Annotated in this window: 14 protein-coding genes; 6 read left to right on the forward strand and 8 right to left on the reverse strand. The window is 51.3% G+C overall.

From position 1 onward, the window contains the following. The 5 genes from AB1690_06255 to AB1690_06275 all read right to left on the reverse strand — a co-directional run. Positions 1-240: hypothetical protein (locus tag AB1690_06255; protein ID MEW6014907.1), on the reverse strand; the 240-nt coding region annotated here is incomplete at its 3' end. 32 nt (positions 241-272) lie between these two features. Then, entirely contained in the window at positions 273-1,676 is a 1,404-nt protein-coding gene (locus AB1690_06260) for a sugar transferase (protein ID MEW6014908.1), read from the reverse strand. A gap of 109 nt (positions 1,677-1,785) precedes the next feature. After that, positions 1,786-2,931, reverse strand: coding sequence for an aminotransferase class I/II-fold pyridoxal phosphate-dependent enzyme (locus AB1690_06265; protein ID MEW6014909.1), 1,146 nt, complete (start codon positions 2,929-2,931; stop codon positions 1,786-1,788). A gap of 40 nt (positions 2,932-2,971) precedes the next feature. Then, positions 2,972-3,781 carry a PHP-associated domain-containing protein gene (locus tag AB1690_06270; GenBank protein MEW6014910.1) on the reverse strand — a complete coding sequence of 270 codons (810 nt, stop codon included), beginning with the start codon at positions 3,779-3,781 and terminating at the stop codon, positions 2,972-2,974. 269 nt (positions 3,782-4,050) lie between these two features. Beyond that, complete coding sequence (locus tag AB1690_06275) at positions 4,051-6,351, reverse strand: SLBB domain-containing protein (protein MEW6014911.1); 2,301 nt, start codon at positions 6,349-6,351, stop codon at positions 4,051-4,053. A gap of 390 nt (positions 6,352-6,741) precedes the next feature. On the opposite strand from AB1690_06275, the gene AB1690_06280 reads away from it, so the two are divergent. Further along, the gene (locus AB1690_06280) at positions 6,742-7,221 is read left to right on the forward strand and encodes a hypothetical protein (GenBank protein ID MEW6014912.1); all 480 of its coding nucleotides are present in this window, start codon (positions 6,742-6,744) and stop codon (positions 7,219-7,221) included. Positions 7,222-7,256: 35 nt separating this feature from the next. Here the strand turns inward: AB1690_06280 and AB1690_06285 are convergent, their stop codons facing one another. Beyond that, complete coding sequence (locus tag AB1690_06285) at positions 7,257-8,477, reverse strand: PLP-dependent aminotransferase family protein (GenBank protein MEW6014913.1); 1,221 nt, start codon at positions 8,475-8,477, stop codon at positions 7,257-7,259. 175 nt (positions 8,478-8,652) lie between these two features. Between AB1690_06285 and AB1690_06290 the strand changes: the two genes are divergently transcribed. From AB1690_06290 to greA, 3 genes are all read left to right on the forward strand, one after another. Then, a complete protein-coding gene (locus AB1690_06290; GenBank protein MEW6014914.1) occupies positions 8,653-10,041 on the forward strand; it encodes a PLP-dependent aminotransferase family protein in 1,389 nt (462 codons plus the stop codon). Beyond that, the gene (locus tag AB1690_06295) at positions 10,038-10,778 is read left to right on the forward strand and encodes a class I SAM-dependent methyltransferase (protein ID MEW6014915.1); all 741 of its coding nucleotides are present in this window, start codon (positions 10,038-10,040) and stop codon (positions 10,776-10,778) included. The genes AB1690_06290 and AB1690_06295 overlap by 4 nt, the downstream gene beginning before the upstream one ends. Positions 10,779-10,913: 135 nt before the next feature. Continuing rightward, on the forward strand, positions 10,914-11,393 hold the full coding sequence (gene greA, locus AB1690_06300) for a transcription elongation factor GreA (GenBank protein MEW6014916.1): 480 nt from the start codon (positions 10,914-10,916) through the stop codon (positions 11,391-11,393). Between the two features lie 67 nt (positions 11,394-11,460). On the opposite strand, the gene AB1690_06305 is transcribed toward greA, so the two are convergent. After that, a complete protein-coding gene (locus AB1690_06305) occupies positions 11,461-11,640 on the reverse strand; it encodes a hypothetical protein (GenBank protein MEW6014917.1) in 180 nt (59 codons plus the stop codon). 312 nt (positions 11,641-11,952) lie between these two features. Further along, a complete protein-coding gene (locus tag AB1690_06310) occupies positions 11,953-12,456 on the reverse strand; it encodes a DinB family protein (GenBank protein ID MEW6014918.1) in 504 nt (167 codons plus the stop codon). Between the two features lie 387 nt (positions 12,457-12,843). On the opposite strand from AB1690_06310, the gene AB1690_06315 reads away from it, so the two are divergent. Next, complete coding sequence (locus tag AB1690_06315; GenBank protein MEW6014919.1) at positions 12,844-13,872, forward strand: pyridoxal-phosphate dependent enzyme; 1,029 nt, start codon at positions 12,844-12,846, stop codon at positions 13,870-13,872. Beyond that, the coding region (locus tag AB1690_06320) for an aminotransferase class I/II-fold pyridoxal phosphate-dependent enzyme (GenBank protein ID MEW6014920.1) at positions 13,869-14,662 on the forward strand (794 nt) is incomplete at its 3' end. The genes AB1690_06315 and AB1690_06320, both read left to right, overlap by 4 nt.

Raw genomic sequence — 14,662 nt, forward strand, 5'->3', positions numbered from 1 at the left:
CGAAACGTCGATTGCGGTGAAATGAGTTTGGAACGGACAGGGAAAAGCCAGCGCCTCGGAAGTTATCGGTTGAACCAGATTCTCAGAGCGCAGCGCCATATCGGTGAATTCCAGACGGCGCGCATAATCATAAATGAATTGATATTCAGGGAAGTTGGTCGGTATCAGGATTCCGGCCTGCGCAACGCCGCTTATCAGGAGCGCGACCAGAATGATTGCTGTCGCTTTCAGGTATAACATTGCTGCCACCGGGCTGGGCCTTTCTGTCAATTTCAGGAGCCGCTCCCTTTGAGAACTGTCGGCACGGTCTTGGCGAGAATCCGAATATCTTCTTTGAGCGACCAGCGGTCGATATACTGCAGATCGAGTTTCATCCACTCCTCAAAGTCTATTTTGTTTCTTCCGTTGACCTGCCAGAGGCAGGTGACTCCCGGTTTCACGGAAAGACGTCGATGCTGCCAGGGGGCGTACTGCTCCACCTCTCGCGGAAGCGGCGGCCGGGGACCGACCAGGGACATATCTCCCTTGAGAACATTGAATAGCTGCGGCAGTTCATCGATGGAGTACTTGCGGAGGAATTTCCCGATACGGGTCACGCGCGGGTCATTTTTGATTTTGAAGACGGGACCGGACATTTCGTTGAGATGTCGCAGCTGCTCTTTCAACCGTTCCGCCCCGTTAGTCATGGTGCGGAACTTGAGCATATCAAAGACCCGCCCATTGCGGCCGGTTCTCTTCTGGCGGTAAATAACCGGTCCTTCGGAGTCAATCTTGATGGCGATGGCGGTAACCAGGAGAAGCGGCGCGGTCAGGATTATTCCCAGGGCGGCGCCGACCCGGTCGAGAATTTTTTTTGCCAGTATGGCGGCGCGGTTTTCCGGTACGGAATGATACAAAAGCACCGGCTGACCGTTGAGCGCAAAGGGACGGCATTTGGAGATATTTCTTTCATAGATGTCAGGCAGGAGACAAATCTTGATTCCCATCTGCTCCACGATTTCAAAAGTGGCGCGGCTCTGCTCGAAATCTGACGGTTCATTGGCCATGACGACATAATCGATATGATTACGGGAGATGACGGTGGCGATATTGTCGGGGTGTCCCAGAAGCGGGATATCGCGGAAGCGCCAGAGGCCGCGTCGATGAGGGTCTACAAAGCCAATGATTCTGACATTCAGTTCGGGATGCCGGAGAAGATGCTCGGCGGCGCGCTGTCCGCGCGGCCCGGCTCCGGCAATCAGAATATTTTTGGCGCCCGACAGGTTGGTGCCGGACGGCATTATGCGACTTTGGAGAGAGAGTTTACGGCCTGTAAGAAACAGAATTGTTTGCAAGGCGAAATTCAGCGCCAGGAATATCCCCAGGTGAGTCGCGGGGAAATCCATTCCAAGAAAGAAAAAAGAGGTGGTGAATACCAGCGGAAAGAGCAATTCTTCTTTGAAATGTTCGCGGCTGTCAATAAGACGGTTCCGCGCCGGCACGATATCATTGGAGGGGAGGCGAATCAGAAGCGCCAGCTGGATAATCAGGGCAAGATAAAGAAGGGTCAAAAGGGAATCGCGGTCAGCTGACAAGGGCAGAAGTCGGTTACCGAGTAAAACCAGAGTAACCAATATTACCGCCCTGAGGAGATAATAGAGAATTGGATTTACCTTATGCCAATGCCATCGCCCCATGACTCTCATCGCCTGATAAAAATGCCCTGCGGCTGTAATCGCCAGTTATTGCCCGGATGGTGTCATGTCCTGAGTGGTCTTTCAAGTCTGCGCTCTGCATGAGAAAAATCTACTTGGTATCCACGATATTGCTGACTGATGCTTTTTCTTCGGCGCCGCGGTGAAACGTGATTTTTCCGTTGGATACCGTTTGGCTGCGGTAGAACTCGCACGGCATCAATTCGAAGGTCTCGGCAATTTTCCCGACGGCGGTATCCTCGGTGACGGCCAGCCCGATGTAGTTTTCCATCTGCGGCAGATAGCCGAAATCGAAGGCAAAAATCCCGGCTTTGCGCAGGGTAGAAAGAACCGAGGGGCTATCGATAACCCGCATCAAAAGGAGGTCGGCGGGTGTAATCCGGCAGGAGACGCCAAGACGTCTCAGCCGCACCGAGAGATAAACCAGATTCTCGTTGATTCGCTCCACCCGGTTCTGCAGAAATTCAAAATCATTGAGGACAGCGGCCGCGGCAATCTCGGCCATGATATAAGGAGCCCGCTCCGGTTTTTGCACGCTGACTTCATCAATGCGCAAAGGTGTTGCCAGAATATAGCTGCAGGCAAGACCGACCAGATTGAATGCTTCGGACAGAGTCCGCACAATAATCAGGTTATTGAATTTCTGAAGAAGGGCGGTGGCGGTCAGCCCCGAATATTCGATATAAGATTCATCGAGTATCATGATGGTGTCATCGAGACGCTCGAGGATATATTCAAGTTCGTCAAGATTGTATAGAGCTCCCGTCGGACGTGCCGGATTCTGGATGTAGAGAAAATCGGTGTTGTCGGTCACTTTTTCCACCAGCCCTTCAGGGTCGGCGGTGAAAGGGGAAACTCCGTAATGAGAGTAGAGATTGATATTGCAGGATTCTGCCGCCAGGCGGAACCGGTCGCCGGCCGGACCGGCGGCGAGGATGACACTACCGGGACGGGCGTAACGTTTCAGAATCGCTTCGAAAGCCAAAGAAATATCCCCGAAGGTCAACAGGCATTTTCGGGGAAGACCGGTAAACCGGCTCAGCGCCGCCAGAAGGTCTTCGCCGGTGGCGACGGCCTCTCGCCTGGTGTCGAGGCGCTCTCTGTACTCGAGAAGCGCCTGACGGACTCGGGTTGACGGATGGTGAATGATCTCGGGGGAGCCGTATTGGCGACCCCTTCTTTGCGCCGAGCTCTTCACGGCGGTATTCTCTTTTCTGGTTTTATCGTCAGGCTTCATAAACGGCTCTTTCCTCCATGAATCACCGGACAGAGAAGACTCATAACGTTGTCTTCTTTCCTGTTTCTTTTTTGCGCGATATCAATTCCGATGACTTGCGATAGATATTTCCGACCGTCTTCCGAATCGGCTCCGATATGAGCTGTCCGGTTCTGCGGATAAGGTCGGATTTAATATTTTGCTGACGGGAGACCGGCGCTTCCCAGGTCCCCTCATCACGATAGATTTCAAAACGGAGCAGACGCGGGGCGGTCAGAAGCGCCGCTTTTAGTTCCTTTTCGTTCTCAGTCTTCTCGATATCGAGTTCCAGATATGCCCGGCCTATTTCATCGAGAGTATGGGCATCGCTTGCCGCCACTTGCGGAATGTCGGAGTGTGTTTTGAGGAACTCGTGGGTGCGGATAATCTCCTCCGGACGGCACCGCGGGGTGGCAAGTTCAATCAAATCTATTTTCGAAAGGGCTTCCGCAGTAATTTCGGTTATATCCCCCCGGCTCTCTTCTTTCAAATAAAGCAACCCCTTTCCTTTGCGGAAGGGGTGGGGCAGAAGGGCGAGCCCTTTCTGGGAATGGATTTCGTCGATAACGTCGAGAAGATGACGGGAGTGGATTTCATCTTTTAAGAACAGGCCTACAATATGAATCCCCTGCTCGGTATTAATCTCCGATGCCGCGATTACCTGTACCCGCTCGGAATAGTCCCGCGCCAGGGTCACCGCTGAGAGAGTCTCATGGTCGCAGATGGCGATAAGGTCGAGACCGTCTTCTTCTGATTTCCGGACAATCGCCGCAATGGATGACTCGCAGTCAAAAGAGTGTTCGGTATGAATATGAAGGTCCATTCTCATCATAAAAGACTTTCCCTGTCAGTTGTAGAAAATGTTTATGCAAAGATGATGCCTGTTTGCAGTCGGAAGTCATATGGCTATAAGATTATGATTGTTAAGAGGTTGTGGGATAGCAGTTGCGGCCGGGCGGTTGCCGGGGAAATCAGAATGGAAATCTTTTCCGAAAGGGGTTGAATAATCTTCTCAACTAAAAAAGTGACCGCCCGGCAGGAGAGAATATGCCGGGCGGTCTTTGAGGAAGGTGAGAATGGGTACACTACTCACTTAACGGTTCATAATTTGTCGATGATAAAAATTGAAGTCAGGACGCCGCCGACGATAGAAACGGCGCCAGAGATGGTCTTGAGCCAGTCGCGGTCCTGCTTGATGTCGGAGGGAACCACGATGGCATCGCCGATTTCAACCTTGCGACCGAGAGTGCCGTTTCCGGCAAACACCCGGCCGTCGGCTTTTATCAGACGGGTCTCTTTCTTGTTCGCCTGCCGGGTGAAACTTCCGGCACGCTTGACATAGTAATCAACCTTTTTCCCCGGTTCATATTTGATGGTGCCGTTGGCGCCGACTGCACCCATCACCGAAATCCCGCTCGGTATCTGCGGCACATAAATCCGGTCTCCGTTCTGAAGTGTGATATTTCCCTTGGAGCCTTTTGTCTCGATGATTCTATCCACATCAATAATCACCCTGTTCATGCTCTCCAAATTCAGGTTGATGATTTCGACTTTCTTGAATTGACCGGTAGAATCGGCATGGAGAGGCTGCGAATTTTCCACTATTTCCGGAAGATTCTTCCGCACCAGGTCCCGGGAAATGCTCTCCCGCTGGAAAATTATCCCTTTGGGAAAAGCCCGCTCGGTGAATCCGCCGGCGCGATGGAGGACGTCATAAAGCGTCTCCGTGCGGGACAACAGCGCATACTGCCCTGGAAACTGGACTTCGCCTTCAATCACAACCGAACGATGCAAGAACCAGTCGGGAATCTGACGAACAAAAACCCGGTCATCTTCAAGAAGCAAAACCTCTTCCATCTTTGTCTTGGAGAGGTCGATATATTCGAGGCGCACCCGCCCCAGGCTGTCGGTGCGGGCGATTTCAAATCCGAGTTGGTAGGCATTTTTTTTCAGGTCGCCGGCGAGAAAAACCAGATCGGCAAGATTCATATTGTCATAAAGGAGATATTCTCCCGGCTTTTTGACTTCACCGTCGATATAGACATATTTCCTTCTCTTGACCTCGTCGATACTGTAAACATGCAGAGAGTCCAGATCCTGAAGAAGAAAGTTTGCCTGACCGGAGAGGATTTGATTCAAGTTGACCGGAATTACCTCTTCGCGGCGGTCAGGATATCGCCGGAACAGATTGGCGCGGTCGTAATAGACATTCTTAGGCTGCAATTCCCCCAGGGTCAAGAGGTCGCGGAGGGTGGTGGAATCGGTCCTCTCGAATTCTCCCGGATGTTTCACCAAACCGTCAATATAGACCACATTTCGTTTCATATCGTACAGGGAGAAGACCGCAACCCGGTCGCCGTCGGCAAGGGCAATATCATTGACCGGTTTGCCGCTATTGCTATTGAGGTTGACGTCGATAACTTCCTTTTCATCCTCAGGCGAGAAACGCTCCAGCATAATCCGGTCGAGATAAGCATCGGCGGCAGTTCCCCCGGCAAGTCCCAGCAGACTGCTGACCGTTTCATTCCCCAGAAGTTCGTAAATGGCGGGGCGCTTGACGGCGCCGCTGATACGGACACGCGGTCCGGACACCGGTATGAAGATGGCATCTCCGGAAGCGAGACGAATATCGCTCTTGCTATCCCCCTTCAAGAGAAACTGATAAAGGTCCAACGTAGTGACAATCTCATTCTTGCGAATCAACTGGATATTTCGCATGGAACCGCGGAGGTTCGGTCCTCCGGCGAGGTAAAGAGCGTTGAATAGAGTTGTCAGAGAGCTTACGGTATATGCGCCGGGACGTTTCACTTCGCCGGTCAGATAAATCCTGATGGAGCGGATTTTCCCCAGGGATACGGAGGATTTAAAATCGGAATATACCGAAGAGAATTTCCGGTTGACGGCGGCTTCAAAATCAGCCAGGGTAAGACCCCAGACAACGATTTCGCCGACTTTTGGGATGAAAATTTTGCCCTGACGGTCCACGGTCAGATTGTATTCTTTTTCGACTTTTCCCCAGAGGTAGATGACTATGTTATCGCCGGGTCCAAGAATATAATCGGCGGCATCGGCAATTTCCGGCGCTGCCGTTAGTTCTGAGGGGACACTGAAAAGCGAATAACCAAAGGGCTCCAGTTCTGCGCCGGTTGAAGCATCCGATTCAGGGGGCTTAATATTAGCGACCGGTTGAGTCTCTTTCTGAACCGGAAGCGTCGGGGTCTGGCTGGCGCCGTAGATTTCGGGGCTGTTATAAGATTTTTCGCCGCTCCTCTGGGGGCGCAGGTCATCGAGATAGTTCTTAATTAGACTATCGGGGACGGCATCGGAGCAGAACGCCGGTTTGAACCAGCTGACGGCCACCAGCAGGATAACCAGCGCAATAAGAATAATGACAATTCGCATAAACACCTTCCATGGTTTTGATATACTCCATTTCTCTCAGGCGGTTGATTATGCAAGCGGGATGCCGGTTTCCCCATGGCAAGGAAAGAGTATAAACGGCAAGCGATTAAGGTTTAATGAAGTCTGTTAATTGAAAGGCACTGAGAAAAAACTGCCGGTTGGTAGTGGAAAATATTTCTTCTGGCAGATTGCAATGGAGCAAAAGATTGAGCCAGAGTTGAGAGACTCTTCGGGCGTCGCAGCCTCTATCTTCCGGCAATAACCACGCCACTGAATCTGCCTTCGGTCAAGATAATCCATCATTGTCGCAACAAAGCGGCAAAGATAAAGTTTGTATGATTAATGTGGTGTCATTAAGTCTATTTTATTTCAGAAAGGAGATGTTTCATCATGAACAAGTTGCCGTCATTTGATGTCGCCGAAAGCCACAAATATTTTTCTGCCCATTGCTTCAACAGAACCTGGGACTTTATGGACAAGCCGAGCCGCACTGCGGATGAAGGGGAAGATATGCTCCTTACCTGTATGGCGTCACTCTGGCATTGGTCGCAGCGAGAAGATGTGACCGCGCAGAATTTTTCAGTCGGCTACTGGCAAGCCAGCCGCGTTTTTGCGCTGCTGGGCAAAGCCGATGAGGCGCGCCGTTATGCGCAGAAAAGTCTCGAACAAAGCCGGGGACTCGCCCCCTTTTATGAAGGGTATGCTTATGAAGCGCTGGCGCGAAGCGAAGCGGTCGCCGGCAATCATGAAAAAATGGAAGAGTATCTGGCGCAAGCCCGAAAGTTATCTGAAACAGTGAAAGACGAGGAGAGCAAAAAACTGCTTTCGGGAGATTTGGACCAGATTAGCTCTTTAAAAGGGCGCCCTTAATAGAATCTCATCGATACTAATTCTCGCTTCCTCCCTTACCGCATCACCGGCACCCGGAGACGTTTCGAAACCAGTTGGGCAATTCGTTCTATCCCCTCAACTATCTGTTTCTCGGTAGGAAAAGAGAAATTGAGCCGCATGGCGTTGCCGCCGGAGCCGTCGGTGAAAAATCCTTTCCCTATCACAAAGGCGACTTTGTTCTCAACCGCTTCTTTAAGAAGTTCCAGGGTGTCGATATACTCCGGGAGTTCCAACCAGAGGAACATCCCTCCTTCCGGCTTTGACCAGGAGATACCCTCATCGGGCGGCATGAACCGCTCCAGCGCGGAGAGCATTATTGAACGTTTCACCTTATAAAGCCCCCGACTGAGTACTACCTGACGGTCCACCTGGCGCGCTTCCAGAAGATAGGCGGCAAGGAAAGAGATATATGCCGATGTACAAAGGTCGGTCCCCTGCTTTGCCATGACCAGTTTGTCAATTGCCAGGCTCGGTCCCATAATCCAGCCGATTCTGAAACCGGGGGAGAATATCTTGGAGAAAGTTTTCATCATTATCACCCGCTCCTCTTTATCCAATGAAAAGAGCGACGGGATATTCTCTCCCTGGAACCGCAACTCACGGTACGGAGTATCTTCAATAATGATGAGGTCGTATTTCGACGCCAGCTCCAGGATGCGGACTCTTCGCTCGTAAGACAGGGTTATTCCCGAAGGATTTTGAAAGTCGGGGATAAGGTACACAAATTTAGGTTTACGCCCGGCTTCAAGCAGACGAAGGACAGTCTTTTCAAGTTCATCGGGAATGACGCCGTCAAAGTCCATCTCGACACCCTGAAAATCGGCGCGAAAAGCGCGGAAAGCCTGTATCGCCCCGATATAGGTCGGCTTCTCAACTATGATAGGGTCGCCCGGGTCGATGAAAATTTTGGCGAGAAGGTCTAATCCCTGTTGCGAGGATGCCGCTACTACCATATTCTCTGCTCTTACGCTTTCGCCCTGCCGCTCCATATAGTCAATCAACTGCTTTTTGAGAAACGGTTCCCCCTCGGTCGGCGAATACTGAAGCGCCAGCCGCCCTTTCTCCCGAATGACTTTAAGAGATGCCTCTTCGACCGCCTGGTATGGGAAGATCGCCGGGTCGGGTAGCCCCCCGCCGAAAGAGATTGTGTCAGGCTGCCGGGTCAGTTTCAATAACTCTCGTATTTCCGAGCGATAAAGACTCTTAGCCATAGTGGAAAATTGTATGTCAGCCATACTGCCTCCGATATTTTTGGTTATTGTAATATTTCACTTGACACACACTAATGATACAACTATTATTACAATAGTGTTACAGATTTAATGTCACTATAACAATAAAGACGATATCAGTTTAATTGCCGATATTTGTATCAATGACAAAAAGATAACCTTGTGAAGGATAATTGATATGCAGTTGCACTGGAAGCCGGAGTTACCGAAAAAAGGGGGACCTTTGTATCTGTCGCTGGTCAGGAAGTTGGAGGAAGATATCGCTCAGGGACGATTGGCGGTTGGAACCCGCATGCCGACCCAGCGAGAGCTTGCCGATGAATTGAAGATTGCCATCGGGACGGTCACCAAGGCATTCACGGAGGCGGAGCGGCGGGGATTAATTTATGGCGACGGGCGTCGCGGCACTTTTGTCGGCGAAATCCCCAAGCCGCGGGCAATACTGGCATCGATGAATCGTACTTTGCCGATCGGAATCGACTTAAGCAAGAATCACCCGGCTCATGCCTTTGACCCTGATTTGGCCGGGGCGCTGCGCCAGATTATTCGCTCCCCTAAGATACAGACTTTGCTCCAGTATCCGCCGGCATCCGGCATGCCGGAACATCTTCAGGCGGGAGCCGCCTGGCTGAGTACGGTGGGAATGAAAGTTGACCCGGAAAATCTTCATATCACCGCCGGAGCCCAGCATGCTATAAACGTCATTATCGCTACCGAAACCACCCCCGGAGATATCATCGCCGCTGAAGAATATACTTATCCCGGGGTGAAGGCTATTGCCGATATGCTGGGGCTGGAACTGGTCGGCGCGCCGATGGACGCCGAGGGAATAATTCCGGAAGAACTGGAGTCGCTCTGCCGGAGCCGCGGTATTCGCCTTCTTTATCTGAATCCCTCGCTGCAGAATCCAACCAATATTATCATGCCCACCTCCCGTCGGGAAAAGATAGCCGAACTTGCCGAGCGGTATAATTTTGCCGTGGTCGAAGATGAGATTCTGGCGCCGCTGATGGTGTCGCCCCCTTCATATTTATGGCAACTGATTCCGGAGCGGTCCTATTTTGTCATATCATCGTCAAAATCAGTGGCGGCGGGGCTTCGGCTCGGCTTCGTAGTGGCGCCGTCAGCGAAAAGGCAGAAACTGGGGGAGACGCTTCAGGCTTCTTGTCTGAGCATCCCGCCGTTAATGGCGGAGATTTTTGCGCGCTGGATGGATGACGGCACCGTGGCGAAAGTGATTGCCCGACGTCGCGAGGAACTGACGTCAAGCAATAGACTGGCGCAGGAGATTCTGAGCGACCTCAAAGTGCGTATTCATAAGTCGGGATACCACCTCTGGCTGGAGTTGCCGGAGGGGTGGAGCAGCATGGTATTTGCGACTGAATCACAGCGGCGCGGGGTGGCGGTTTCGCCGGCCGAGATTTTCGCGGTGGGGCGACATGCTCCCGTCAATGGCGTTCGCCTCTCGGTCGGAGCCGTCTCCGACCGCCTTCTTCTGAAAAGCGGACTGGAAATCCTGGTCGGTATTCTCAAGGGTTACACCCGCCAGGAAAAAGTTACTGTATGAAAGAGCCCCAGAAGTTCAGGAATGTTTATGATGACAAAAAGCGGGCGGAGGCGTACGCCAAACTTGAGTTTCCCGGAACTTATTATCTGGCATACCGTGACCTTCCGTCTCTGATTGCCAGAAACGCCCGGGGAAAACGGGCGCTGGATTTCGGCTGTGGCACTGGCCGCTCCAGTCGCTACCTCAAGAATCTCGGATTTGATGTTATCGGTATCGATATTTCCGCCAGTATGATTGCCAAGGCGCGGGAGCTTGACCCCGGGGGGGATTACAGGCTGGTGCCTGACAGCGAATCTGGACTGCAATCGCTCGACCTTGAAGTTGACTTAGTGCTTTCGGCATTCACCTTCGACAATATCCCGACTCGAGAGAAGAAAATAGCGCTTTTCAAAGGCCTTGGCAGAATTTTGAGCCATGAAGGATGTCTCATCAACCTGGTGTCGTCACCGGAGATTTACCGTCACGAGTGGGTCTCTTTTTCGACCAAAGATTTCCCGGAGAATCGGCAAGCCCGTAGCGGTGACCGGGTAAAGATTATTATTACTGCCGTCGAAGACAGCCGTCCGGTGGAAGATATTGTCTGGGATGATGCGGATTATCGTCAGGTATATCAGGAAGCGGGACTGGAGATAGTTGAGGTTCACTCTCCCCTGGGACTTAAAGATGAACCGTATCCCTGGGTCAATGAAACTGAGATTGCCCCCTGGGTCATATATATTTTGCGAAGAGCGAATTGACATTGTCTTTACCACGCCGCCGGCAAGGTTTCCGGCGGAAAGGAGCTCGAATGTCAGATTGGGGCGAAATGTCGTTTTCAGCGTAATCGAAAAATCCCGCTTTGCCGATGGGGGGAAGCGTATTATAATATCACTATGAATAATGACCCGATTTATCTGTCCAAACAGGGACGAATCAAACTGGAGCAGGAGCTAAAGAAGCTCAAGACGGAAGACCGTCCAAGATTGATTGCCGAAATCAAGCGGGCGATGCATATGGGGGACCTTTCGGAGAATGCCGAATATCATGCCGCCAAAGAAGCCCAGACTCATCTGGAGCGGAAAATCGCCGAACTGGAGGACAAACTGAGCCGGGTGCGCTCGGTGGAAACCGACAACATTCCCACCGACAAGGCTTATCTATTCGCCAAGGTTACGGTCAAAGACCTGAAAAATGGCGAGAAGATTGAATATCAACTGGCGCCGCCGGATGAAGCCGATGTAGATAATGACATTATTTCAGTTAAATCGCCGATTGGAGCGGCCCTTCTGGGGAAAGCGGTCGGGGATAAGATTGAAGTTAAAGTGCCGGCCGGAATAATTCATTACGAAATCCTCAAAATATCCCGGGAATAAAAATAGAAAATCCCCAGTCATCGGCAACGACCGGGGATTTATCCAATACTTGCGGCAACGCCGCTAATCAATATTCATCTTCTTCACCGTCATAGCTGTCGAGTTCCGGGGTTTCTTCATCGTAATATTCTTCATCCTCGGCGACAACTTCGGCGGCCATATCGGCGCACTCGATAGAGCAGTAAACCTGTCCACCCTGCTTGATCGGCTTGCCGGAGAATTTCTCTCCGCAGAATGCGCAGACCATATATCATCCACCTCCATTAAAACCAAGCCAGCGGTCAGAAAATTGCGCTTGATAAAAACAAAATATTAATTCTAACGCAAGCAAAAAACGCTACGACCGGCAAGAATGTTCTTCATTATCGGCAACCTTCATTCGACCAATTAATACAAATATTTCCGATAAAAAGTTCACCGTACCGCAAAAATCTCCATATTGGTGGCAGAAAAGAGACAAATTTGTTATGTTGTTGTTATATAACTACATAACTGCCGGCGCTTGTGTAACAGACGGAAGCCCATTATCTTCTCCCTCGCAATTAACAGCAGACTGATTTCAGATTTCCGGTGGCTTCATCCCGTGCTGAGACCATTCTTCCAGGGATGGCCCAAATATCCCGGGAACCTTGAGCCCAGCCTGACGCATCAGAACCGAGAGCTGACCGCGGTGGTGAATTTCATGGTCGATAATGATTCGTAACGTTAAGCCACGCTTCCAATTAGAACCGTACATATCATCTTCAACCTGGAGCGCGGCATCGTTCCAATTCTTCCTTACCTCCTCCGCCAGAGAGTGAGAAAGCTGCCGATAACCCTCTGTTATCTCTTTGGCGGTCTTGGGAATAGGGGCACTTTCCGACGGTCCTGACAATTTCAGGCCGGTTCTTCCAGCCATCTCTGACAGAGATGTCACGATATGCCAGGCGGCACGGGCTATCGTTCTTTCCCCGGCGGCAGACATCTGCTGAAGGGAGTTGTCTGTGAGGGCGTCAAAATATCTCTGAGTTCCGCTGGAATGCTGTTTCCAGGCAGCCAGGAAATCTTCAACTCGGGTAAACATTGATTCTCCTTGGTTAGAATTGACTGTTTTACGGCAAGATAAGGGAAAAGTTTTGTGGTTCAATCACTTTTTGCGTCATTATCGGCTATGTTAAACTGCTCTCCGGCACTGGAATCTGTGGATAAGTTGTGGACAGACTGTGAATCGCCGTTGATTCCTCATTTTGCCTATTGACAAAAGGGAGAATCGGCGTATATTAATTAAGACATAATTAGTCCTTAAATTTTATGAGCAACAAGTCCCTCAAATCCAGAAAAAGAATAAAAGCCTGCGGCTGTTGTTGTGCTTATGACCGGGAGGCGGTAATGTAGCCTGCCTGATGGCACATTATGGCTTTTTTCCGGTCCACCCTCAAAGTTGGTGGACTTTTTTATTTTAGGAGATTAAATGGATATAACGAAGGTATCTGGAAAAGGAAATAGCAGATTGGATAATCAGTTCAGGAAGTTGGAGCAGTCGGTAACCGACGCAGTCGGCAATACACCCCTGGTCAGATTACGTCAACTGGGCAGAGAATCCCGGGGAAAGATTCTGGTTAAGCTCGAGTTTATGAATCCGACCGGTTCGGTGAAAGACCGGATGGCGATATATATTCTGGATGAAGCGGTCCGATCAGGGCAGTTGAAGCTAGGGGGGACGATAGTCGAAGCAACCTCCGGGAATACCGGAGCGGCGGTGGCGATGTATGCGGCGGCGAACGGGTTCAAAGCGATATTCACCATACCGGATAAGATGTCCGAGGAGAAGATAAATACCCTGAAGGCTTTTGGGGCGGAAGTGTTTGTTTGCCCAACAGCCGTTCCGCCTGATTCTCCGGAGAGTTACTATGAGACGGCTCGTCGGATTGCCGCCGAAACGGAAAACTCCTATTTTATCGGGCAGTATCATAATCTGAAGAATATCGAAGCTCATTATCGATTGACCGGTCCTGAGATATGGGAGCAGACGGAGGGGAAGATTACCTGCTTAATCGGCGGTATCGGCACCGGCGGGACTATTTCCGGCGCCGCTCGCTTCCTCAAGGAGCAGAAGCGCGGTATCAGGGTGGTTGCCGTTGACCCGCTCGGGTCGGTCTATCATGACTACTTTAAGACTCAGAATTTGATTGAGCCGCACACTTATCTGGTGGAGGGAATTGGGGAGGATATGCTCTGCCCGACCATTGACTTTACCGTAATCGATGAAATAATCCAGGTTGATGACCGCCAGAGTTTTCTTGCGGCGCGCGACCTGGCGCGCCGGGAGGGAATCCTTGCCGGCGGCTCCTCGGGAGCAGCGGTCTATGCGGCGCTGAAAGTGGCGGAGAGATTTGACGAAAATGACCTGGCGGTGGTGATACTTCCCGACAGCGGATTGAAATATTTGAGCAAATTCTATAATGATAACTGGATGAAGGAGAAAGGATATCTATCGTGAAAAAGGAACGGAAAATGGATACCCGGGCGATCCATGCCGGCCGTGAGGTTGATGGCGGTGTCGGCGCAGTTACGACGCCGATTTTTCAGACGTCGACTTATCGCCAGCAGTTCCCCGGGGATGAGAGCGGGTATGTTTACTCGCGGACGTCAAACCCGACCCGCAAGGCGTTGGAGTCCGCCCTGGCGGAACTGGAAGGGGGACGATTTGGATTTGCCTTTGCCAGCGGACTGGCGGCGACCAATACGGTAATGAATCTTCTTGCCGCCGGAGACCATCTGGTGGTGGGAGATGACCTCTACGGCGGTACCTTCCGTCTCTTCGAAAAAGTTTTCAAGCAATATCAGCTATCGTTTACCTATGTTGATGGCCGCAAAGCGGAGAATTTTGCCGGAGCCATCAGGCAGAATACAAAACTTCTCTGGCTGGAGACACCCTCTAATCCGTTGATGCATTTAACCGACATTGCCGAGGTCGCCAAAAAAGCGCGGGAGAGCGGCATACTGCTGGCGGTCGACAATACATTCGCAACGCCATATATTCAGCGACCGCTGGAGCTGGGCGCCGATATTGTAGTTCATTCGCTGACTAAGTATCTCGCCGGGCATTGTGACATGGTCGGCGGGGCGGTTGTCGTCGAAAATGAAGAACTCGCCGAAAAAATCGGGTTTTACCAGAACGCGGTCGGGGCGATTCTCGGTCCTTTTGATTCTTTCCTGGCGCTTCGAGGGATAAAGACCCTTCCGGTCCGAATGGAGCGTCACTCTTACAACGCCCGGAAAATCGCGGA

It is taken from the genome of Candidatus Zixiibacteriota bacterium, assembly GCA_040753495.1.
GTDB lineage: Bacteria > Zixibacteria > MSB-5A5 > GN15 > PGXB01 > DYGG01.